The 21,916-nt window shown below is 41.0% G+C and carries 23 protein-coding genes; 1 reads left to right on the plus strand and 22 read right to left on the minus strand.

Annotation, left to right across the window (positions count from 1 at the left end; genetic code table 11):
* Nucleotides 1-11: 11 nt before the first annotated feature.
* The 17 genes from VEB00_08900 to VEB00_08980 all read right to left on the minus strand — a co-directional run bounded on the left by VEB00_08900 (nucleotide 12) and on the right by VEB00_08980 (nucleotide 15,457).
* Nucleotides 12-1,085, minus strand: a complete 1,074-nt coding sequence (locus VEB00_08900) for a radical SAM protein (GenBank protein ID HYF83127.1) — start codon at nucleotides 1,083-1,085, stop codon at nucleotides 12-14.
* Complete coding sequence (gene rnc / locus VEB00_08905) at nucleotides 1,078-1,797, minus strand: ribonuclease III (protein HYF83128.1); 720 nt, start codon at nucleotides 1,795-1,797, stop codon at nucleotides 1,078-1,080. Before rnc ends, VEB00_08900 begins: the two co-directional genes overlap by 8 nt.
* Nucleotides 1,798-1,891: 94 nt before the next feature.
* Nucleotides 1,892-3,133, minus strand: coding sequence for a beta-ketoacyl-ACP synthase II (fabF, locus tag VEB00_08910; protein HYF83129.1), 1,242 nt, complete (start codon nucleotides 3,131-3,133; stop codon nucleotides 1,892-1,894).
* A 197-nt stretch (nucleotides 3,134-3,330) separates the two neighbouring features.
* Nucleotides 3,331-3,558, minus strand: a complete 228-nt coding sequence (acpP, locus tag VEB00_08915; protein ID HYF83130.1) for an acyl carrier protein — start codon at nucleotides 3,556-3,558, stop codon at nucleotides 3,331-3,333.
* A gap of 39 nt (nucleotides 3,559-3,597) precedes the next feature.
* The gene (fabG, locus tag VEB00_08920) at nucleotides 3,598-4,341 is read right to left on the minus strand and encodes a 3-oxoacyl-[acyl-carrier-protein] reductase (protein HYF83131.1); all 744 of its coding nucleotides are present in this window, start codon (nucleotides 4,339-4,341) and stop codon (nucleotides 3,598-3,600) included.
* Nucleotides 4,341-5,282: an ACP S-malonyltransferase gene (fabD, locus tag VEB00_08925; protein ID HYF83132.1), complete on the minus strand. Its 942-nt coding sequence runs from the start codon at nucleotides 5,280-5,282 to the stop codon at nucleotides 4,341-4,343. The genes fabG and fabD overlap by 1 nt, the downstream gene beginning before the upstream one ends.
* Before the next feature lies 1 nt (nucleotide 5,283).
* The gene (gene fabK, locus VEB00_08930) at nucleotides 5,284-6,234 is read right to left on the minus strand and encodes an enoyl-[acyl-carrier-protein] reductase FabK (GenBank protein ID HYF83133.1); all 951 of its coding nucleotides are present in this window, start codon (nucleotides 6,232-6,234) and stop codon (nucleotides 5,284-5,286) included.
* A 4-nt stretch (nucleotides 6,235-6,238) separates the two neighbouring features.
* On the minus strand, nucleotides 6,239-7,243 hold the full coding sequence (locus tag VEB00_08935; GenBank protein ID HYF83134.1) for a beta-ketoacyl-ACP synthase III: 1,005 nt from the start codon (nucleotides 7,241-7,243) through the stop codon (nucleotides 6,239-6,241).
* Entirely contained in the window at nucleotides 7,230-8,246 is a 1,017-nt protein-coding gene (gene plsX, locus VEB00_08940; GenBank protein HYF83135.1) for a phosphate acyltransferase PlsX, read from the minus strand. Before plsX ends, VEB00_08935 begins: the two co-directional genes overlap by 14 nt.
* 56 nt (nucleotides 8,247-8,302) lie before the next feature.
* Nucleotides 8,303-8,866: a transcription factor FapR gene (gene fapR, locus VEB00_08945; protein HYF83136.1), complete on the minus strand. Its 564-nt coding sequence runs from the start codon at nucleotides 8,864-8,866 to the stop codon at nucleotides 8,303-8,305.
* Between the two features lie 156 nt (nucleotides 8,867-9,022).
* Nucleotides 9,023-9,202, minus strand: a complete 180-nt coding sequence (gene rpmF / locus VEB00_08950) for a 50S ribosomal protein L32 (GenBank protein ID HYF83137.1) — start codon at nucleotides 9,200-9,202, stop codon at nucleotides 9,023-9,025.
* Nucleotides 9,203-9,215: 13 nt separating this feature from the next.
* Nucleotides 9,216-9,722, minus strand: coding sequence for a DUF177 domain-containing protein (locus VEB00_08955; GenBank protein HYF83138.1), 507 nt, complete (start codon nucleotides 9,720-9,722; stop codon nucleotides 9,216-9,218).
* A 167-nt stretch (nucleotides 9,723-9,889) separates the two neighbouring features.
* Entirely contained in the window at nucleotides 9,890-11,542 is a 1,653-nt protein-coding gene (locus tag VEB00_08960) for a peptide ABC transporter substrate-binding protein (GenBank protein ID HYF83139.1), read from the minus strand.
* A 364-nt stretch (nucleotides 11,543-11,906) separates the two neighbouring features.
* Nucleotides 11,907-12,749: a M55 family metallopeptidase gene (locus VEB00_08965; GenBank protein ID HYF83140.1), complete on the minus strand. Its 843-nt coding sequence runs from the start codon at nucleotides 12,747-12,749 to the stop codon at nucleotides 11,907-11,909.
* Nucleotides 12,750-12,765: 16 nt separating this feature from the next.
* Nucleotides 12,766-13,587 carry an NlpC/P60 family protein gene (locus tag VEB00_08970; protein HYF83141.1) on the minus strand — a complete coding sequence of 274 codons (822 nt, stop codon included), beginning with the start codon at nucleotides 13,585-13,587 and terminating at the stop codon, nucleotides 12,766-12,768.
* A gap of 14 nt (nucleotides 13,588-13,601) precedes the next feature.
* Nucleotides 13,602-14,675 (minus strand): dipeptide epimerase, encoded by a 1,074-nt coding sequence (locus tag VEB00_08975; GenBank protein ID HYF83142.1) that lies wholly within the window; start codon nucleotides 14,673-14,675, stop codon nucleotides 13,602-13,604.
* Nucleotides 14,672-15,457 carry a serine hydrolase gene (locus tag VEB00_08980; protein ID HYF83143.1) on the minus strand — a complete coding sequence of 262 codons (786 nt, stop codon included), beginning with the start codon at nucleotides 15,455-15,457 and terminating at the stop codon, nucleotides 14,672-14,674. The genes VEB00_08975 and VEB00_08980 overlap by 4 nt, the downstream gene beginning before the upstream one ends.
* A 327-nt stretch (nucleotides 15,458-15,784) precedes the next feature.
* Between VEB00_08980 and VEB00_08985 the strand changes: the two genes are divergently transcribed.
* Nucleotides 15,785-16,123 carry a DUF3870 domain-containing protein gene (locus VEB00_08985; protein HYF83144.1) on the plus strand — a complete coding sequence of 113 codons (339 nt, stop codon included), beginning with the start codon at nucleotides 15,785-15,787 and terminating at the stop codon, nucleotides 16,121-16,123.
* Nucleotides 16,124-16,126: 3 nt separating this feature from the next.
* Here the strand turns inward: VEB00_08985 and VEB00_08990 are convergent, their stop codons facing one another.
* The 5 genes from VEB00_08990 to VEB00_09010 all read right to left on the minus strand — a co-directional run bounded on the left by VEB00_08990 (nucleotide 16,127) and on the right by VEB00_09010 (nucleotide 21,777).
* On the minus strand, nucleotides 16,127-17,479 hold the full coding sequence (locus tag VEB00_08990) for an amidohydrolase family protein (protein ID HYF83145.1): 1,353 nt from the start codon (nucleotides 17,477-17,479) through the stop codon (nucleotides 16,127-16,129).
* Nucleotides 17,480-17,528: 49 nt separating this feature from the next.
* A complete protein-coding gene (lysA, locus tag VEB00_08995; GenBank protein HYF83146.1) occupies nucleotides 17,529-18,827 on the minus strand; it encodes a diaminopimelate decarboxylase in 1,299 nt (432 codons plus the stop codon).
* Nucleotides 18,828-18,895: 68 nt separating this feature from the next.
* A complete protein-coding gene (locus VEB00_09000) occupies nucleotides 18,896-19,915 on the minus strand; it encodes an ABC transporter ATP-binding protein (GenBank protein HYF83147.1) in 1,020 nt (339 codons plus the stop codon).
* A 13-nt stretch (nucleotides 19,916-19,928) separates the two neighbouring features.
* Nucleotides 19,929-20,852 carry an ABC transporter permease gene (locus VEB00_09005; protein HYF83148.1) on the minus strand — a complete coding sequence of 308 codons (924 nt, stop codon included), beginning with the start codon at nucleotides 20,850-20,852 and terminating at the stop codon, nucleotides 19,929-19,931.
* A 7-nt stretch (nucleotides 20,853-20,859) separates the two neighbouring features.
* A complete protein-coding gene (locus VEB00_09010; protein HYF83149.1) occupies nucleotides 20,860-21,777 on the minus strand; it encodes an ABC transporter permease in 918 nt (305 codons plus the stop codon).
* Between the last annotated feature and the right edge of the window lie 139 nt (nucleotides 21,778-21,916).

Here is a 21,916-nt window from a genome sequence, read left to right on the forward strand (position 1 = left end):
TTCCAATTCCTTCATTTGGCCAATATGGAATAATAGTCTTTTTCTGACATTTTAATACTTTTTTCCCCGTCAGTAAGCACTATTGTATCTGTTTCAACACAATCATCTTGAATTATATCCAATTTGTCGATAAAAAAATTTGCCCTAAGAAATTCAATATTACATTTTTTGTGCCCCATCAATTCTGAAATATTCCTCGGGTTAACTTTAATTATGATATTATGATGGTTTTGCGGCATCTTGCCTAATAGGTGTGTAATCATATCTCTGTAGACAAGAGATTCAACCAAGTGCCGCATAGAAGGATGGAAGGGGCCTGCAACCACGTCCTTGCCCAGGAGTATATTTTCGGTAGGCTGAAGTCCTATCCTGATCACATTTACTCCATTTCCCTCAAAAAGTATTAACAGCTTTTTAGACTCCTCAACAGCCGCTTCCAAGGTCAGAGGATGGTATTCATCTTTTAGGTACATTTCCTCTATATAGGTATTTTTTATTACTAAAGCTGGGTATATTCTTGCAATATCCGGCTTTAGCCCAATAAGCTCCTCAGCTGTTCTCAAAGCTTTCTCCTCGGTGTCTCCCGGCAGTCCGACCATCATCTGTACACCAATAATAAAGTCATATTTCTTTAAAATACGAACAGCGTCAACCACATCCTCTGAGGTATGACCTCTATTGCAGAGTTTCAGTACCTCTTCATCCATTGATTGAACGCCCAACTCCACTACACCTACGCCATATCTTTTCAGATTATCCGAAATCTCAGCATCAATACAGTCCGGTCTCGTTGATACTCTTATGTTCTTTATTCTGCCATTTTCAATATAACTGAAGGCCGCTTCCAAGAGCTCTTTCTGATAGTCCAAAGAAATAGCAGTAAAGCTTCCTCCATAAAATGCAACCTCTATATGGCTTCCTTCCTCAGGTATTGTCTCAAGGTATTCCTCGATCTTTTCCCTTACCTCCTGAGCTGTTACTTCACCAAGCTGTCCCGTTATCTTTTTCTGGTTGCAGAATATGCAGTCATGGGGGCAACCTTTATGCGGCACAAATATTGGAATTATATAATGCTTCTTACTCATTTTTCACACCAAGACTAATTATTGCGTCTTTTGCGGCAGCCTGCTGCGCATCCTTCTTGCTATGCCCCGTCCCACTGCCAATCATTGCACTATTTAGAAACAAGGCTATTTCAAAAGTCTTATCGTGATCCGGCCCTTCCTCTTTGAGCATCTTGTAGCTCAGCTTGCCAGAATTGTTTTTCTGGATATGCTCCTGCAGGAAGGATTTATAATCGCTGAAAATCCTGTTTTCTATAGCGTCATTTATTATTTCCTTCAGGTTGTTTATAATAAAAGTCTTTGCTTTCTTTATTCCCCCGTCAAGATAAATTGCAGCAATCACAGCTTCAAAGGCATCAGCCAGAATGGAAACCCTGTTTCTTCCACCCGTATTCTCCTCGCCTTTGCTCAGAAGCAAATACTGTCCAATCTTCAATCTATTTGAGGCATTGTAAAGGGACTGCTCACATACTATACCCGCCCTGTACCTTGTCAGGCTTCCTTCCGGAGAGTTCTTGCAATTGCTGTACAAGTGCAGACTTATTACCATATTGAGAATGGAATCGCCAATAAACTCAAGCCTTTCATTGTGCTCCAGGAAATCCGGCTTTGAGGCCACAAAGGAGCTGTGGGTAAGCGCATTATTCAATATATTGATATTCTTAAATGAATACTCAATTATGCCCTCAAAATCATTTAGACATTTCAATCTTTTAGAATCAATACCTGACAATTCAATCACTCCCTATAAAAGTAATGCTGCAAAAAAAATTAGAGATTGAGACATATCCCTAATGGAATATTATTCCCAATCTCTACTATATCATTTATTCGAATTTTTTCAACATGATAGTGGCGTTATGTCCTCCAAAGCCTAAGGAATTTGACATAGCGTATTTTACTTCCTTATTTCTTGCTTTGTTTGGAACATAGTCCAAGTCACACTCTTCATCAGGTGTCGTATAGTTTATAGTCGGAGGTATTATTCCCTCATTTATAGCCAATAGGCAAGCAACAGCTTCAATTGCTCCAGCTGCTCCCAAAAGATGACCAGTCATGGATTTGGTTGAGCTTATTGCGACCTTGCCGGCATCATCCCCAAGAAGCTTCTTTATCGCAAGGGTCTCCAGCCTGTCATTCATGCCTGTGGAGGTTCCATGAGCGTTGATGTAATCAATTTCCGTTGCCTCTATACCTGCATCCTTAACCGCCATTAACATTGCTCTGTATGCACCCTGTGCATCTGGTGATGGCGCTGTTATATGATAAGCATCTCCGGAAGCGCCATATCCTACAACCTCTCCGTATATTCTAGCGCCTCTTTTTTGTGCATGCTCAAGCTCTTCAACAATCAGCATCCCTGCACCTTCCCCCATTACGAAGCCATCTCTGTCCTTATCGAATGGTCTTGATGCTGTCTTTGGATCATCATTTCTGGTTGACAACGCTTTCATTGAACAAAATCCAGCAAAAGATAAAGGTGTGATGGAGGCTTCCGTTCCTCCTGTAACCATAATATCGGCAGCACCTCTCTGAATTGTTTTGAAGGCTTCCCCTATTGCATTTGTACCTGATGCGCAAGCTGTCACTACTGTGGTATTTGGGCCTTTTGCATTCAAAGCTATAGATACATTGCCTGACGCTATATTGGATATCATCATCGGTACCATAAAGGGGCTTACCCTGCCTGGGCCCTTTTCTCTTAGAATGTCATGCTGTGCTTCAAGGGTTTCCATACCCCCAATACCAGAACCTATACACACTCCGAACATATCGTTGTCTATCGCGTTTATGTCCAGTGCTGAATCTGTAACAGCCATTTTGGATGCTGCAACTGCATACTGTGTAAATCTATCCATCCTTCTGCACTCTTTTTTGTCAATGTATTCAGTTGGATCAAAATCCTTTACTTCAGCCGCAATCTTTGTATCATAATCCGTTGTATCAAACCTGGTTATATAGTCAACTCCACATTTGCCTTCCTTTAAGCTTTTAAAGAATTCATCTTTACCAATACCAATAGGGGAAATTATCCCTACTCCTGTTATAACTACTCTTCTCTTGTTCAAGCGCTTCCTCTCCTTAAATAAAATTATATATAATCATTGATATAAATTGTGATAATTCTATACATTCTATCATCGCAGCCATCCTCGGGTCGGACCAATTATGCAGGGCTGTCTGCTTGATATAATGTAAGAATTTTAGCTCAATTTATTTAATTACTGATTTTTAAAAAAAAATGCCCCGCTTTACGGGACATCTTTTATTTATTGTTTTTTATGTAATCAACTACATCGCCAACACTTGCGAGCTTTTCTGCTTCCTCATCAGGTATTTCTATATCAAACTCCTCTTCGAGCGCCATTAAAAGCTCCACTATATCAAGTGAATCGGCACCCAAATCATCAATGAAGGAAGACTCCAATAAAACCTCTTCCGCGTCTACTCCAAGCTGCTCCGCTACTTTCTCCTGAACCTTCTCAAAAATCATTAAGTTCACCTCCCTTCAGGATTTTATATTATGATAATATTACATAACCATACCACCGTCAATATTAATTATTTGGCCTGTGATATAGTCAGAATATTCCGACGCTAAAAACAGTACTGCTTTAGCTACATCTTCCGGCTTTCCTGTACGCATTAATGGAATATTATTAGCGAACTCCTCTTTTACCTTTTCAGGCAGCTTTGAGGTCATATCAGTCTCTATAAAGCCGGGGGCAACTGCATTTACATTTATGCCCCTCTTGGCCAATTCCTTAGCCATAGATTTAGTAAAACCAATGATTCCTGCTTTAGCTGCTGCATAGTTGGATTGACCCGCGTTTCCAGTTATGCCAACCACAGAGGAAACATTTATTATTTTACCCGACTTTTGCTTAATCATTACCTTAGCTATCGATTTTGTGCATATAAATGCACCTTTGAGATTTGTATTAATCACATCATCGAAATCTTGCTCTGTCATGCGGATTATCAGGTTATCCCTTGTAATCCCGGCATTATTTACTAATATATCTATGCTGCCGTATGCGTTTAATACTTCATTCACTAAATTTTCTACCTCAGCGCCTTTGGAAACATCAGCCTTTACAGCCATCCCCGACACACCCATTGCCTCTATTTCCTTGACAACTGATTCTGCGGACTCCCGGCTGGAGGTGTAGTTGACCACTACATTTGCTCCCTTTGAGGCAAGCATAAGAGAAATTGACTTGCCTATACCTCTTGATCCCCCTGTCACTACAGCGGTTTTTCCCTTTAATTGCATTATAATCTCTCCCTTATGCTAACTATAGTATTTTCCAAGGACTCCATATCCTCGACATTATAAACATAAAGGCTCTTATCAATTTTCTTTACAAAACCTGAAAGCGTCTTCCCTGGTCCCACTTCGATAAAGGTATCCACTCCCATGTCCATCATGTGTTTTATGCTATCTTCCCAAAGAACCGAATTGCTGACTTGTTCAACGAGGCATTTTTTTATTTCATATTTGTTCATTATTACCTGAGCATTTACATTTGAAACAACAGGCAATTCATTATCAGATATATCAACCTTTTCAAGCTCCAAGGCCAACCGATCCCCGGCAGGCTTCAAGAGGCTTGAATGGAAGGGTGCGCTAACAGGAAGCATTATCGCTCTTTTTGCGCCTTTTTCCTTTAATATTGTGCAGGCATGTTCTACAGCTTTTGTATGTCCGGCTATGACAATCTGTCCGGGGCAATTGAAATTAGCTGCTTCCACAACACCAAATCCACTTGCCATCTTCAAGCATTCCATTACAGATTCCCTCTCCATGCCCATAATAGCCGCCATTGTGCCTTCTCCGGCAGGAACTGCCTCCTGCATGTATTTGCCTCTCTTTTTTACTAATGCAACTGCATCTACAAAGCTTATTGCTTTAGATGCTACCAGTGCTGAGTATTCACCGAGGCTCAAACCGGCTGTTACTTCAGGCTCTATACCTTTCAGTTTCAGTACCTCCAGCAGGGCTATACTGGCAGTAAGTATAGATGGCTGTGTGTTTTCCGTCTTTTTTAGTTCTTCTTCATCTCCCTCGAAGCAGAGCTTTTTCATGTCTATGCCCAGCCTATCACTAGCGAGATTAAATATCTTCATTGCTTCACTATAATTTTCAGCAATTTCCTTTCCCATACCCGGGTATTGAGCTCCCTGTCCGGGGAAAATGCAAGCTATTTTTGACATTCTACTCCTCCTTTGCCAGTGTTCCTACTGTGTCTAAAACTTTGAGAGCTTCCTTCACAATATCTTCTATGATATCTTTTGCTGGCTTGATTTGCGTTACCAGACCGCTTATCTGACCAGCCATCACAGAGCCATAGTTAGCATCTCCATCCACAACTGCAGCCTTTAGACGCCCTACCCCAAGCTTTTCATATTCATCAGCACTTCCATTTGCCTTTTCAAGCTTTTCAAATTCTCTTGCCAGCTTATTCTTCAAAATCCTTACCGGATGACCTGTTACGCGCCCTGTTACTATGGTTCCTCTGTCACCAGCCTTAATTATCGCCAGTTTATAGTTCTCATGAGCTGTACACTCTGCTGCACACACAAAGATAGTACCCATCTGCACGCCTTGAGCACCAAGAGCAAGTGCAGATATCAATCCTCTTCCGTCAGCTATTCCTCCTGCCGCAATAACAGGTATATTTACTGCATCCACCACCTGTGGCACCAATGCCATAGTGGTAAGCTCTCCTACATGGCCTCCGGACTCCGTTCCCTCAGCAATTACTGCATCAACGCCCTCCTGCTCCATTTTCTTGGCAAGAGATACCGCCGGAACAACCGGAATTATCTTTGTACCAATTTCCTTAAACCGAGCTATATATTTCCCCGGATTTCCTGCACCTGTTGTTATGACTGGTACTCTCTCCTCGTAAACTGCATCTATAACTTCCTCTACGAAAGGTGACAAGAGCATTATATTCACACCAAAGGGCTTATCAGTCAGTTTCTTTGCCTTTTTTATCTCGCTTCTCACATATTCTCCAGGTGCGTTCCCAGCACCTATTATTCCCAGTCCTCCTGCATTAGATACTGCCGCAGCAAGCTCTGCCGTGGCAACCCAAGCCATTCCGCCCTGCAGTATCGGATACTTTATTCCAAGTACATCACATATTGAAGTCTTAAACATTTGTCTACCTCCCGATACCTTTCCATTTTAATACAGCAGCTCCCCAGGTCAAGCCTCCTCCGAAGGCTACAAGAACGGTAATATCACCATCCTTTAAGCATCCGTTCCTGTTTGCTTCATCCAAGGCTATTGCCACTGAAGCAGAGGACATGTTTCCGTATTTGTCTATATTAATATGTACCTTTTCAGTTGATATTTTCAATCTTCTGACTGCTGCATCTATTATTCTGATATTCGCTTGATGAGGAATCAGATAATCAATATCTTCCTTGTTCAAACCGCATTTAGCTAAAGCTTTCTCAGCGGCTTCGCCCATTATTTTTACAGCGAACTTAAATACTTCGCTGCCGTCCATTTTTATATAATGAAGTCCGCTTTGGACACTCTCTACTGTAGCCGGAATCCTTGATCCTCCTGCCGGTTGGTGAAGGAGGTGTCCTCCTCTTCCATCTGCTCCTATATAAGTAGATAAAATGCCATAATCATCCTCTACCTCTGATATCACTGCTGCACCTGCACCATCTCCAAAAATAACACAGGTGTTTCTATCGGTAAAATCAGCTATTTTTGTAAGAGTCTCTGCCCCTATAACCAATACGTGCTTGTAATATCCTGTCTTAATAAAGTTTTCTGCAACTGAAAGTCCATACAAAAAGCCGCTGCATGCTGCCTCCAAGTCAAAAGCCGCTGCATTCACCGCTCCTATATTCTTCTGCACTATGCAGGCAGTTGAAGGAAATGCCATATCCGGAGTAACTGTAGCTACAATAATAAGGTCAATGTCCTCAGGCTTCAGGTTCGCGTTTTCCAAAGCCCTTAATGCAGCAGTTGTAGAAAGATCAGAAGTAGCTGTATTCTCGTCAGATACTCTTCGTTCACATATTCCTGTTCGTGACCTTATCCATTCATCGTTTGTATCAACGATTTGTTCCATCTCTTGGTTTGTCATTACCCTATCCGGCAGACAGCTTCCTGTACCGATTATACCTGCCATTTTAAGCTTGTTCATCAGTGTTCTCAACTCCTAATTCACTAATTTCGCTCATGATTGTATCAACACACTTGTTATCATAGAGCATCTTTGCCTGTCTTATTGCGTTCTTTACTGCATTGGCATCTGAACTTCCATGTGCTTTGATCATAATTCCGTTAATACCCAAAAACGGAGCCCCACCAACTTCGGTATAATCAAACTGCTTCTTGAAATTTCTTAAGCTGCTCTTTAACAGCATCGCTCCCAATTGTGTCTTGAAGCTTTTTGTGAACTCATTCTTTAACTGCTTGAATATTGTCATGGCAACACCTTCAGTGGTCTTTAAAAGTACATTCCCTGCAAAGCCGTCACAAACGCATACATCACATACTCCGGTTATTATATCCCTGGCTTCAACATTTCCTACAAAATTGACTGAAGTATTTTTTATAAGTTCAAAGCTTGCCTTTGTAAGTTCATTCCCTTTGGAGGATTCGGTCCCAACATTTAGTAGTCCTACTCTTGGATTTTTTATTCCCATTACCTTTTCCATATATATTGAGCCCATTATAGCGAATTGCTGCAAGTTTCTGGGCTTGCAATCCATATTTCCACCCACATCTATGACCATGCAGCTGCCTTTAACAGTTGGTATGAGAGGTGAAAGTGCAGGCCTGTCTATACCTTTTATTCTTCCTACCTTAAGAAGCGCCCCTGCCAAAAATGCTCCTGTGCTTCCTGCAGACACAAAGGCATCGCAATGGCCATCCTTTACCAGCTTAAGCCCCACTACCAGTGAGGAATTCTTTTTATGTTTAATTGCATTGACCGGAGCTTCATCAAAATTGATTATTTCTGAAGCTTCAATAATATTAATCTTAGGATTATGTTTATCTTCTTCACTAATATATTTTAGTATCTCATCCTTCAAACCCACAAGATACAACTCTGCACCATATTCCCTCAGCGCAAGAATAGAGCCTTCCACTATCGCCCTTGGTGCATTATCTCCACCCATAACATCAATAGCAACCCTCATATTCAAACCTCCAATGCATAATACATAAAAGATACTTTTGTGTGATTATGTTACCTCTATTTACTGAAGGATACAAGGATAAACTTCCCTCTGAACACTTCAGCCTGTTTTACCTTTATGAACACCCAGACGAAATATTTATTGCCCCGGGTTCTTACGACTTCAGCTTTTGCAATTAGCTTATCGCCAGCAAATACTGGGCTTTTGTATTTAATATTTGCTACCCCTATAAGAGCAACACTGGAATCAATAACAGCGATAGCCAGTGACTCAGCCTGGGCAAATATGTACTGTCCCTTAACTACATTTGTCCTTTCGAAAGCGAATACATTATCAGTTTCCAGAATGGAAATCCCGCTGACACCAAGGTTCAAATCCACCAGTTCTCCCATAATCTCTTTTCCTTGAAGAGACTTGACCTTGGAATAGTTATCCTCCGCAACGCTTTTTATTCTCTCCCTAAGCTCCGGTATTCCCAACTCAAGCCTGTCGAGCCTTATAGTTTGTATGCTTACGTTGAAGCTTTCTGCGAGCTCTTCATCAGTAAGAAATGGGTCTATCTTTATTCTATCCAATAGACTCGCCAGTCTTTCCTTTTTGCTTACGCTTTTCTGCTTCATTTTCAAGCCTCCAAAACCAAAATAGTCCTTAGTATCTGGTACTAATATTAATATATAATACTTAGCACCAATTATGCAAGTGTTTTGCAAAAAAAATAAATAGTTCCCCCATTACAAAACTTTGCACTGAGGAAACCATCAATCAAATCTTCTTAATTATTCTTTAACTTTTATAACTACTCTATTCTTGTAGTAGCCGCAGGATTTGCACACCCTGTGAGGAAGCTTCGGTTCATGACACTGTGGACATGCAACCAGTCCCGGTAAAGCCAACTTCCAGTTAGCTCTTCTCTTATCTCTTCTTGCTTGTGAGTGTCTTCTCTTCGGTAAACCCAATATAAACACCTCCTTACTTTCTGTCGAGCAGCTTGCTTAAAGCTTGCATTCTTGGATCAATTTTTTCGTTTTTGCATTGGCAGTCGCTATTGTTCTTATTTTCTCCGCATATCGGACACAGTCCTTTGCAGTCTTTGTTACAAAGTGGTTTCATGGCAAGCTCGGATGCTATATCACCCATAACAAGATCTGTGATGTCCACCTTGTCACCCTTGAAGGTATAATAGTCTTCCTCATTGTCCTTGGCTTCTTTGACAAAAACATAGCTGGAATCTACTTGAACCTCTTCCTTGAAGCTTTCAAGGCATCTGGAACATGTCCTCTCCACTTGAGTTGTAATTCTGAGATCCACATTTATCTTGCCTTCATAATTAACTGCACTGCCTTTTACTGCAACCGGCGAAACGATATTTAATCTCTCACCGCAGAATTCAATAGTGCTATCATCAAGATGGTCAGTTATGTCAAATTCCTCTGTGACGCCTTCGGATCTAGAAATCTTGGTAAAATTAAGTTCCATTAAGCACACCTCTATGTAATTAACAAATTTTATTATACAAATCAATATATGTTTTGTCAAGCAAAAACACTTCATACCTGCGTATATTTAGTATTAACACCGAGTTGTTTATTTAAACAAAAAAGGTGCGGTCCCAGCTAGGACAGCACCTTTTCCTAATACTGCTATTATTTTACATCTACGAAAGTGAGGTCTGGGTCTGCACCAACCATGGAACGTTTAAAGTTGACCATCCTGTCTGACTCCAAACCTGCATTAGCTGCCCAGTGAAGCGGAACAACTATCATGTCTTCAAGAACAATTTTTTCTGCCTCAAACATCTTTTGCTGTCTTACTTTTTCATCAGTAGCTGATTTTGCTTCCTTAATCAAAGCGTCATATTTCGGATTTGTATAGTCTGAACGGTTGAAGCCGCCGCCTGTGATCCATATATCAAGATAAGTCATTGGATCATCAAAATCAGGGAACCAGTTGGCGTAAACCATTTCATAATCCCTATCCTTGACAGCCTGCAGCCTCTGCTTTGAAGGAACGTTTATAAGTTCTATCTTTATACCGAGATTTTTAAGAATCATATCCTGTAAAGCTTCACAATACTTCCTGGCATCAGCTGTATCTGCTCCTAAAAGCTTTATTGTTGGAAATTTGTCTGCTGTCAAATTAAGCTCTTTAAGAGCCAAATCAAAGTATTTCTTTGCTTCTGCAGAATCAAACTTTGCCGGCAGTGCATTCAATGAATTCTCCTCATCAAACTTGTCATTCAAGCCCATTATGTTATTAGGTACATATCGAGATGCTGCTGTACCCCTCTTAAACACAGCTTTCATCAAACTATCCCTGTCGATAGCATAAGATATGGCTTTTCTGAAGTTAGTATTTCCTAATATTTGGCCATTAGTCTTGCTGCTATAGTTGAACTGCACAAAATACAAGCCGCCGTTAGGATTCATTTTAGCTTTTCCATTCTGGATATAAGTATCTAACAAATCAGCAGGTATGGAGCTGAAATCCAAATCTCCTGCTTCAAACATATTAACGGCTGTCTTGAGATCTGAAACTATTGGACACTCAATGGTATCCATTTTAATATTATCTTTATCCCAGAAATTAGGATTCTTTGCAAGTGTTACACTTTCCTCATGCTTCCATTCCTTAACAATGTATGGTCCGTTATAAACCATCTTGTCCGGTTCAGATGAATATGCCTGACCAAATTTTGCTACCATATCCTCCCTTGTAGGAAGGTAGCTTACAAAGCCAAGCAATCTCAGGAAATATCCGGTTGGGCTTTCAAGAGTTATTACCAAAGTCTTATCATCAACCGCTTTTACACCGACCTGGGATTTGTCTGTAATCTCTCCACTGTAGAATTTTGCGGCGTTTTTAATATAGAAGCCCATAACTTCAGCATAATCTGCAGCTGTTTTGGGATCTAAAAGCCTCAATATTGAGTATTCAAAATCCTTAGCTTTAACAGGTACTCCATCGCTCCATTTTGAATCTCTCAGGTGGAAGGTATATGTAAGTCCATCAGGTGATATTTCCCACTTTTCAGCTGCACCAGGTATTACTTTGCCGTCATAAACTCTTACAAGTCCTTCAAGCACATGTCCTGCTACGAAGAAAGAATATAAGTCTGTGGCAATCTGTGGGTCAATGTTCGGTGGTTCTGACTCCATAAGAATGTTGATAGACTTTTCAGCTGCTGCCGGAGCTGCTGCACCATCTCCCTGAACAGGCGCTTTAGGAGCACATGCGGACAGCAGTGTGCTTAATGTTAGCAATAACGCAAGGCAAATCATTAATGACTTCTTTTTCATAAATCTGCTTCCCCCTTATTTTATATATTAGGCTTTATTAAGCCTTTAAGAACATTATAAATTTAATAAAAATAAAATCCAATAGAAAATAGAACTATTTTCGACTGGATTTCGAATACGTAATTAAGTAAACAAAGCAGTAGCCATTAAAGCTTATATACTTTTATATTACTAATAGTATTCGTTGCTAAAGAAAATATCCCTGCTGGTATTATCAAAATTTACAAACTTTTTTTATTAAGTCAAAGCACCAAAGGAAGTATTGCTTTATATCCAGTAGATATTTAATTTTTGGCAATAGGCTATAGGCAATGGGCAATAGGTTCAAGCATTTCTTCGATGTAATTTTCTCCTCGAACCTAAATTATAGATAATTTCTATCCGCTACCGAGGTTGCGAGCCTTCTGAATACAGTGAACAGCTTAAAGGCTTCAATGTAATCGCTGCACTCATACGCAGTCGTCCTTTCATCCACTCTGACAACCCCGGGCACATAAGTACACAGTTCTGCCATTACAGCTGTATTCCACGCAAATTCCATGCGTATAGGAGGTTTTGACTTGTAGAGATACCCATACTTTTCAATGTTCTCAGTGACCATCCTTGCAGCCTCAGAAAGCTTCTTTCTAACTTTGTCAACCGGCTCGCAGAGTGCTGAATATCTGCCAATACTCTTCTTTACTGCTACCGTCTCAATAGTAGGAAAGGATTTCCTTACCTGTGCCATTGTGACATCATCACCGCTTACCATTAGTACAGGCACATTAAAGTACCCTGCTACCTCAGCGTTTATTTCAGACTCTCCCACTGGAACGCCATTGATTTTCAATTCCCGAAGAGTTGTAGGGCTGTAAGTATGGTCCATAATTGCCATAGGAGTGCCGAATCGCGAGTGATAGCCAAGCAATATGACACCGCTGTATGTATCATCCATACCACCCATCATTGAAAGCATCTTATCCTGGCCGCAGCATAGCAGAAAATCTCCTTTTAAAAGCTCAATTGGTATATTCAGCTCATTGCCGTGAGAGTCGCCTATAACGGCTAATCCACCTGCTTGGTTGATGCCTTCTATTACAGCATTGGCTTCCCCTGCCATAAGCCTCCTTGCTTCGCTGTAGAAAGCATTTTCAACAGCTCCTACCTGAATGGTACTAACAATACCGCCTATACCTTCCAAATCTACTGAAACGTAAATTTTCTTCATCCCTATGCCTCCTTGTTTATTTATTAAACATTCCAAATATTGTACATGTACCGGTCTGACCTTTATCAAGATCCTCCCTGTACAATTTACTGTCTTTATTAAAGCTGTTTATGAGCGTATACCCTTCTCTGCCAGTTGCATGTATATAATTGTCGTCTCCAATATAAACCGCTACATGACCAGGGAAAAAAACCAGGTCTCCCGGTTTTGCTTCCTCTCTCTTTATAGCCTTCAAATATTCCTGCTGTGGACCCCCATCTCTCGGAAGCAGGTAGCCATTCATCATATAAGCCATGGCAGCCAATCCGGAGCAATCAATCCCAAAATGGCTTTTCCCACCCCACCTGTATTGGGTGTCAAGGTAATCCATAGCTATGCTTACAATTCTGCTGCGCAGCTTCTCTTCATCATCTACTGTAGACAGCTTCTCTATATAATTGGCAAAACCGGTTCTTATCCAACCCCAGCTTCCGTCTGCAAGGCCTATCTTTTCCCACTTATTCTCATAAACTCCGGTATACCTTATCAGGCAGCCCCTTACCAGAGTAGCTGCAATTCTACTGCCGTATTTGGGTTCAGTCATGACATCCGCTGTCAGTCTCCAAATTGCATAATTCTCGTTCTGCCATTTAGAAGCTGCGGCGTCATCAATAATCAAATCATTTTTATTCACATACCCATAATAATCATATAATGTCTTAACTTTATACCATGGGTCATACTTCCTTTCAACTATCTCCAGCACCATTCCATGAAGTACTTCATCCGCCAGTTCGCTGTTCAAATCCGGCAGCAGATTAAGTGATGCTACATTTTTCAATACTACAGCTCTTTCCATACTGAGTCCTCCTCTTACTTTAATCCATTGATGCCCAGTCCATAGCTTTCAGGTATCACATGCCTGCTCCCTGTTACCTTAACACCACCGTCGATAGGATCCTCAGCCATCAAATCTACTGCATCAAGATCCGCTCTTGTTATATTAAGCTTGCCGCAGGCCAGATGCGCTGCTGCTGTAATTCCTATCTTGCTCTCAATCATGCTTCCAAGCATACATTCCACACCACAGCTTTCAGCCATAGCATTTATCTTAAGTGCATTATGCAGCCCTCCGCATTTCATGAGCTTAATATTCAAAATATCAGCTGCTCTAAGCTTAAGTATGCTGAACCCGTCCTCAGGTGAGAACAGTGACTCATCTGCCATAATAGGAGTATCCACATTATCTGTCACATACTTCAAACCTTCAAAATCATGGGCTTTAACAGGCTGCTCCACAAGCTCAATATTCATTCCCATATCTTCGAGCTTCCTGATTGTCCTTACGGCTTCCTTTGCAAACCAGCCCTGGTTCGCATCAAGACGAAGCTTTACATTATTACCTATCGCCTCTCTGATTCTTTTTATCCTGATAATGTCAAGCTCGCTGTCTACGCCTACCTTTGTTTTCAAAGTTGTATATCCTCTTTTTATATAGTCTACAGCATCTTGAGCCATTTCTTCAGGTGAGTTTACACTAACTGTAATATCCGATTCAATTTCCTTCCTTGCTCCTCCGAAGAGCTTATACAGCGGTATTTTGAAATGCTTTCCGTATAAATCATATAAGGCCATATCAATGGCGGCTTTTGCGCTGGTGTTTCTAAAAATAGAGCTATGAAGCTTCTTCATCAATGTATCAAACTCTTCTATATCTATCCCTATTATTGCCGGGCCAATAAAATTTTCAATTGCACCTCTTATCGAATCCAAAGTATCCCCTGTTATAACTGCCGTTGGAGCCGCACCCCCAAAACCTACCTGTCCGTCATCGCTGTGTATCTTGACAATTATACTCTCTGATATACTTGTTTGTCTCAGTGCAGTTTTAAAGGGCTTCTTCAATGGAGTAGTAATCATCATTGTCTCAATATGTTTTATTTTCATTCTATTCCTCCTAACTTATATATATGGTCAAATACTACTTTAGATATCTGTGCTATATATTTTCTCCCGGTGATATTGTCCTTAAGGCCTGTTGCGAATATTCCCAAGACGTAATCGCAGTTGGTTGTGTAGATTATTCCTACATCGTGGTTGATTCCATCCAGTTCACCGGTCTTATGTGCAACTCTTATATCAACAGGCAGGTCTCTTATCATATAATCCCTGCCAATCACAGTGCTCATAATCTTCAGCATCTGGCTGCAAGCTTCTGGTGTCAGGATCTCATTTTTGTAAAGCTTCTCAACAAGCTTCACCAGATCCCTTGGTATTGTTAGGTTTTGCCTGCCTTTCCCAGCAGCTTCAAAATCCATCATCTTTCTTTGAAGTACTGTGCCTTCAAGTCCTATTTCCACCCCTGTGTTATTGATGTTCTCCATCCCAAGCAATTCAATAAGCACATTGGTCGCTGTATTGTCACTGATAGTCATCATCAGGACTATCATATCCTTCAATGTAAATTGAACAGTACTCATTTCGGTAATTAAGCTGAATTCTACCTTCTCATTATCACTAACATTTATTTTTCTGTCCAAATCCAGCCCGCCTAGCATAATCCTTTTGAAAGCTTCAACCATTATCAGTATTTTTATTGTACTTGCTGATGGAACTTGCCTGTCGGCAGCCTTCTCAAAGTAAACTCTTCCGTTTCTCAGATCTTTTAGAATTACGGAGAATTCTCCTTCCATGGAGCTTAATAAATCCGTTATAACTTTTTCAATCATTCAGAATCTCTCCCTCCTGTTCCGTTATCAAAAATAAAAAGGCAGAAAGGTATACCCTTTCTGCCGAATTTCATTTACGTATCAGGGAGAATTATTTGGATAACCTCTATCTCCGCTAATAAATGACGCAGCATACAAAAGCTTTTGAACTACGGCAGAACATAATCTCTGCCATGAGTGTCAGTTTTTGTAATTGTAATTATATATATATACGCTCTATTCTATAAAAATCCTCCATTGGCGGCAAAATATTTTTGTTTGTACACATAGCTGTTTTATGTTATTTTAATGATGATAAAACAATTTTGTTTATAGCGGAGGATTAGTATGATCTACCCTGAAGATACATTATATATAATCGGTAATTCCAAATCCCAGATGAACAACCCAATTACACAAATGTACGGTCAATTTTTCATCGGTTTCATTGTAGAAAACGAAAGCGGCAATATTATAGACGTTGAATGCAACGCCATAATCACCCTTACAAACAATATATTGAAAGACATCTTAATTAAGGAAAACATGGCCACTGATTATGCCACAGTCAAAGCCCGGGTTACCAGGCGTTATCTTGGCTCCTCACAAAAAGCCATTTTAGTGGCCTTTAAGGATGCGCAGAAGAAATACCTGGACTTTAAAAGAGGTAAGCCTGTCGAGCTATAAATGTCACTTTCTTATTGACCTGCCCAAATGATGATTCATTATTTCTCCATCTTTTAAGGCAACTCTGCCACCCAGAACGACATATTCTATCCCAGCTGGAGGAATTGCCGGATTTTCAAAGGTAGCTTTGTCTTCAATTTCTTCCGGCCTGAATACTACAATATCTGCAGCACTTCCAACACTCAGCTCTCCTCCTGGTATGCCAAAGCGTTCAGCTGTCATCCAGGTCATCTTGCTTATGGCTTCTTGAAGGCTCATAAGTCTCCCTTTTCTGACATATTCAGAAAGAACTCTTGGAAAAGTACCTGCAGCGCGGGGATGTCCTTCTCCGCAGTGCATGAAACCGTCACTGCCGATAAGTACCCCCGGATGAGCGAGAGCTTTTAAAATCTCCGACTCTTTCATAACATGTCCTATTGTTAAGGTATCCGGGGCTTCAGCTCTTAGTTTTTCAAACAATCCCTTTGTACATCTGCTGCCCCTATACGGGCCCTCTGCTATCTCAATACTCTCATAGGAAGTGCCATAACGCTCCAGAAATCCATCATCATATGTTGTTTCGCCTATGCAGGTGCTGAAAGCAGAGTATGGATAACAGTCGGCATAAACATCAAGTCCTCGTGACCTGTGGTAATCAATGAATGCTAATACTTCGTCCATTTGCCCATAACCTCCCATGCTTCCAATATGGGAAATCTGCACTGGTATTCCGAACCTGTCAGCTATATCCATAATTTCGGCTATAGATGGTATAACCACTGAAGCATCATCTCTGATATGTGCGGCTATTACCTTCCTGCTTTCCACTGCAGCTTCTGATATAATATGGAGTTCGCGCCTGTCTATGCCCGGAATGTAGCGTATCCCGAAGGATATGCCAATGCAGCCGCAGTTAAGCCAATTCTCCGCCAACTCCTTCATGGCATATGCATCCTCAATACCGACAGCCCGATATTTATCAGCTGCTTTTACCCTTTGCCTGAGTGTATTGTGAGGAACCAGTAAAGCCAGATTGATTGGCAGCCCCAATCGGTCTGCGGCATCCAAGTATTCACCGGGATCTTCCGGACCTGAACCGCAATTTCCGCCAATTGCTGTTGTCACTCCCATTCTCAACATACATTCAAATATCCCAGTATCAAAGCTGTCTCTTACATTATCATAGTCTCCTTCATGCATGTGAGCATCTATAAAGCCTGGAGCCGTCACCATACCATCCGCATCAATAGTGACATCGGCAGAAAGTCTTTTTTGCGTGATTTCTGCTACTTTTCCGTTATTAACTGCAATATTCAGCTTTGAATAAACTTTGTTTTTAGGGTCAATCACCAAGCTATTATTTATAGCAAGCTCCATTTTGACAACCTCCCTTTACAAAAGAATCAGTTCTCATAAAGGCGTTTAATTAAAGCATTTCGTACTTTATCAGATCCTCATATGTTTCTCTTCTTACAATAACTTTTGACTTTCCTTTGTTGACCATGACCAATGCCGGTCTCCTCAGCCTGTTATAATTGCTGGACATGGAATAGTTATAGGCCCCAGTGCCGTATACAGCCAGAATATCACCGGCTTCCAGTATCGGAGTCTTAAGATTCCTGATAAGAATATCCCCTGACTCGCAGCATTTCCCAGCTATAGTCACTGTATCAGTGCAGGATTCATTTACCTTGTTGGCCACTGATGCCTTGTATACAGCCTTATAGAGAGCATGTCTCGGGTTATCCGCCATTCCGCCATCTACACTTACGTATTTTCTTATTCCTTTTATATCTTTTATTGCGCCTATGGTATACAGTGTTATACCTGATTCGCCAACGATCCACCGTCCCGGTTCTATGATAATCCTTGGTCTCTTTAAGTTCTTAATAGAGCATTGCTCTTCTATAGTCTTCATCGTCACTTCAATGAAATCTACTATATCAACAGGTTTGTCCTGATCATGATCATAAACTCCAAAGCCGCCTCCCATATTCAGCTCTTCAATCTCCACACCAAGCTCCTGCTTGATTTGCAGTGCGAGAGTTGTCATAACCTTAACCGCTTCTCTGTATGCATCAACGCGGTAAATATTAGAGCCGATATGGCAGTGGATACCTGCAAAATGAATATTGGGGCACTTAAGTACCTCTTTTACTGCATTCAAAGCTACGTCATCATTAATTGAAAAGCCGAATTTAGAATCTATCTGACCTGTAGAAATATATTCGTGGGTATGTCCAGATACTCCCGGCGTAATGCGAAGCAGCGCCTTAATCTTCTTGCCGCTCTCATGAGCTAGCTCTTGAATAATGGCAATCTCATGATCATTGTCTATAACAAAACAGCCAATATTATTGTCAATAGCCAGCTTAATCTCATCAGGAGTTTTGTTGTTACCGTGAAAATAAATTTTTTCTGCAGGAAAACCGGCTTTTATAGCAGTGTACAATTCTCCACCAGACACCACATCAATACCCATTCCTTCTTCGCCTATAATCTTGTAAATGGCCAGATTGCTCATGGCTTTACTTGCGTACAATGCTTGCGTATCAGTATATTTATCCGTAAAATGCTCTTTTATCCTTTTGCACCTTTTTCGTATTTCGCTTTCACTTATAACATAAAGGGGCGTGCCATATTCCTTAGCCAGCTCAACAGCATCGCAGCCGTCAAAAACCAGATGCCCTTTTTCATTTTTTTCAATACATCCTTTTGAATCCATAGGAATCCCTCTTCTCATAGTACTGCACCCGTTTCAACATATTGGGTAGCGTATTTATTATAATTACATTAGCTCCTGCCTATACCTTCTGGTCTCTCTATTTTGGGTGAATCAGGGTGCTGCAGCCAGCAAGCTGCATTGTGTCCCATTCCGCATTCAGTCATTTCAGGCTGCATCATATAGCATACTTTCATTGCATACTTGCACCTGGCTGCAAAACCGCAGCCTTTTGGCGGCGAAAACAAATCAGGAGGTGTGCCTGTTATAGGTATAAGCTCCTCTTTGCTGCCCGAATCAAGCCTCGGTACTGACTTTAAAAGTCCCCAGGTATACGGGTGCTTGGGGTTATAGAATATGTCATCTATATTTCCTGCTTCCACAACCTTTCCTGCATACATGACTATTACCCTCTCGGCAATGTCGGCAACAACGCCTAAGTCATGTGTTATCAAGATTATGGAGGTATCTATCTTTTTCTTAAGCTCTTTCATCAAATCCAGTATCTGCGCTTGGATGGTAACATCAAGTGCAGTAGTAGGCTCGTCAGCTATCAATAGCTTTGGATTGCATGCTAGAGCTATTGCAATCATCGCTCTCTGCCGCATACCTCCGCTGAACTCATGGGGGTATTGATTTATCCTGCTCTCTGGGTTTGGTATGCCAACCAGCTTAAGCATTTCAACAGCTTTTTCCAATGCCTGTTTCTTCGATACTTTCTGATGCTGCATAACACCCTCAGCAATTTGTCTTCCCACCAGCATAGTCGGCGATAAAGAAGTCATAGGATCCTGGAATATCATCCCTATTTCCGAGCCCCTTATTGCTTCCATCTGCCTTCTAGTATAATTAGTTATGTCCTTCCCATTAAATATAATATTCCCTTTTTTGAACCTTCCTGGCGGCATAGGTATAAGCTTCATTACCGATTTTGCAGTTACGCTTTTGCCGCAGCCGGATTCTCCTACTATTGCAATTGCCTCAGCCTTGTACAAATCAAAGGTAACACCGCGTACCGCTTGGACTTCTCCTGCATATGTGTCAAAGGATACGTGCAAATCCTTGACTTCCAAAATCTTATTATTTTCCATTCTCTGCACCCCCCTACTTTCTAAGCCTTGGATCCAAAGCGTCTCTCAAACCATCCCCAAGAAGGTTAAGAGAAAGCATGGTCAAACTGATAAAAACAGCAGGTATAAAAAGTTCAAAGGGATATATTTCAAATACCTGAGCTCCTGTATTTGCCAGCTGCCCCCAGCTTGCAAGCGGCGGCCTTACACCTATGCCTATAAAGCTTAAAAATGCTTCATAAAATATCGCATTAGGTACTGCCATAGTCAAGGTAACTATTATAACTCCAAGTGTGTTTGGAATAAGATGTCTAAAAACCAATCTTTTAGAGCTTGCACCCAAGGTCTTGGCAGCAAGCACAAATTCCTGCTCTTTAAGTTGAAGCACCTGCCCTCTCACCAGTCTTGCCATTCTCAGCCAGCCGGTGATTGCAAAAGCTATGATTATGGGCATAATACCTGAGCCAACGACTACCATGATAAGTATTATGAATATTAGTTCTGGAATTGAAATCATTATGTCTACAAATCTCATGATAATCATATCAGCTTTGCCGCCCAAATAACCGGATACCCCGCCTACAATTATACCGACTAAGGATTCTATACCCGCTGCCGCAAGGCCTATGAACAGGGATACCCTTGCGCCCATCCAGACTCTTGCCCATAAGTCTCTTCCCAAGGAATCAGTGCCAAACCAGTGTACTTTGTCAGGTGACTGGTTCAAAAGCTCCAGGTTGGTTGAATTATATGTGAACTTCACCATATATGGTCCGATTACTGCCATTAAAGTGAAAACTGTCAATATTACAATCCCTGCCATTGCTATTTTGTTTTTCTTAAGTCTTCTCCATGCATCCTGCCAGTAAGTCATGCTTGGTCTGTTAATTGTCTCACTGTATTCCTCGTTGATACCCATATGGGTGAATAATTCCTTATTTATCTCAATCACTGCCATCCCTCCCCTATCTTGTAGCCCTTATTCTAGGGTCAACAAACCCATATATTATATCAACAATAAAGTTTAGTATTATGACAAAAGCTCCATAGAAAATCGTCAGCCCCAATACAAGCGTATAGTCCAGGCTCTGAATGCCGTTTACGTAGTGCTTCCCCAGACCCGGTATTGCAAAGATTTGTTCAATAACAAAGGTACCAGTGATTAGAGCTGCAGCAATAGGTCCCAGTACAGTAATAACCGGCAGTATTGCATTTCTTATCTGATGCTTCCAAACAATCTTATATACCGGAAGCCCCTTTGCTTCTGCAGTTAATATATAATCCTGTCCTGTAACCTCCAGCATGCTTGCCCTCATCAGCCGTGCAATCAACGCCAGCGTACTAAGTGCCAATGCAAAGGAAGGAAGTATTGTGTATTCGAATCCCTTCCATTGAGCAACAGGAAGCCAATTGAGCTTTATTGCAAAAACATACTGCAGCAATCCTCCAATAATAAAGCTTGGTACCGATACACCAATAACCGCAACAATCATACTCCCGTAATCCCAAGCCTTGTTATGGTTTAGCGCAGAAATAATACCAAGTAGAATACCTATTGGAATAGCAATCATTAATGCTCTTATACCCAGCTCTGCAGAATTTGGAAATGCATTAATTATAACCTGATTAACAGTCCTGTTCTTGAACTTCAGGGAGTAGCCCATATCGCCCTGCAGCAGATTCTTTATGTACTTGGCATATTGCACATATATTGGTTTATCCAGCCCATAGTATTTCATCATACTTTCCTTGATCTGTGGGGTGGTCTTTTCTGATGTGAAGGGATCGCCAGGTAAAACTCTGATTAGGAAGAATACAATTGTCGTCAATACCCAAATAGTAATAAGTGAAATAATGAACCTCTTTAAAATATACCTCAGCAAAAACAACACCTCCCGAAATAATAAATGTCCATCCCTTGTAATTTAGCATTACTTCCCAGGAAGCACCGAAGCTGAGGTCTTACCGGGCAGTATAATAAAAAAAGCAAAAAGGACAAGCCTTTCTGCCGAATTTCATTTA

The organism is Clostridia bacterium, from assembly GCA_035628995.1.
In the GTDB taxonomy this organism is placed as follows: domain Bacteria; phylum Bacillota; class Clostridia; order Lutisporales; family Lutisporaceae; genus BRH-c25.

What these genes read in the sequence shown, in the direction of transcription:
- VEB00_09000 (HYF83147.1), bottom strand. Translation starts at nt 19,915, where the DNA reads ATGGAAAATAATAAGATTTTGGAAGTCAAGGATTTGCACGTATCCTTT.
- VEB00_08985 (HYF83144.1), top strand. Translation starts at nt 15,785, where the DNA reads ATGATCTACCCTGAAGATACATTATATATAATCGGTAATTCCAAATCC.
- VEB00_08990 (HYF83145.1), bottom strand. Translation starts at nt 17,479, where the DNA reads ATGGAGCTTGCTATAAATAATAGCTTGGTGATTGACCCTAAAAACAAA.
- fabD (HYF83132.1), bottom strand. Translation starts at nt 5,282, where the DNA reads ATGTCAAAAATAGCTTGCATTTTCCCCGGACAGGGAGCTCAATACCCG.
- VEB00_08980 (HYF83143.1), bottom strand. Translation starts at nt 15,457, where the DNA reads ATGATTGAAAAAGTTATAACGGATTTATTAAGCTCCATGGAAGGAGAA.
- VEB00_09005 (HYF83148.1), bottom strand. Translation starts at nt 20,852, where the DNA reads ATGGCAGTGATTGAGATAAATAAGGAATTATTCACCCATATGGGTATC.
- fabK (HYF83133.1), bottom strand. Translation starts at nt 6,234, where the DNA reads ATGTTTAAGACTTCAATATGTGATGTACTTGGAATAAAGTATCCGATA.
- VEB00_08900 (HYF83127.1), bottom strand. Translation starts at nt 1,085, where the DNA reads ATGAGTAAGAAGCATTATATAATTCCAATATTTGTGCCGCATAAAGGT.
- VEB00_08965 (HYF83140.1), bottom strand. Translation starts at nt 12,749, where the DNA reads ATGAAGAAAATTTACGTTTCAGTAGATTTGGAAGGTATAGGCGGTATT.
- VEB00_08955 (HYF83138.1), bottom strand. Translation starts at nt 9,722, where the DNA reads ATGGAACTTAATTTTACCAAGATTTCTAGATCCGAAGGCGTCACAGAG.
- acpP (HYF83130.1), bottom strand. Translation starts at nt 3,558, where the DNA reads ATGATTTTTGAGAAGGTTCAGGAGAAAGTAGCGGAGCAGCTTGGAGTA.
- VEB00_08970 (HYF83141.1), bottom strand. Translation starts at nt 13,587, where the DNA reads ATGGAAAGAGCTGTAGTATTGAAAAATGTAGCATCACTTAATCTGCTG.
- lysA (HYF83146.1), bottom strand. Translation starts at nt 18,827, where the DNA reads ATGGATTCAAAAGGATGTATTGAAAAAAATGAAAAAGGGCATCTGGTT.
- fabG (HYF83131.1), bottom strand. Translation starts at nt 4,341, where the DNA reads ATGCAATTAAAGGGAAAAACCGCTGTAGTGACAGGGGGATCAAGAGGT.
- plsX (HYF83135.1), bottom strand. Translation starts at nt 8,246, where the DNA reads ATGAGGGTTGCTATTGATGTTATGGGTGGAGATAATGCACCAAGGGCG.
- fapR (HYF83136.1), bottom strand. Translation starts at nt 8,866, where the DNA reads ATGAAGCAGAAAAGCGTAAGCAAAAAGGAAAGACTGGCGAGTCTATTG.
- VEB00_08935 (HYF83134.1), bottom strand. Translation starts at nt 7,243, where the DNA reads ATGAACAAGCTTAAAATGGCAGGTATAATCGGTACAGGAAGCTGTCTG.
- VEB00_08975 (HYF83142.1), bottom strand. Translation starts at nt 14,675, where the DNA reads ATGAAAATAAAACATATTGAGACAATGATGATTACTACTCCATTGAAG.
- VEB00_08960 (HYF83139.1), bottom strand. Translation starts at nt 11,542, where the DNA reads ATGAAAAAGAAGTCATTAATGATTTGCCTTGCGTTATTGCTAACATTA.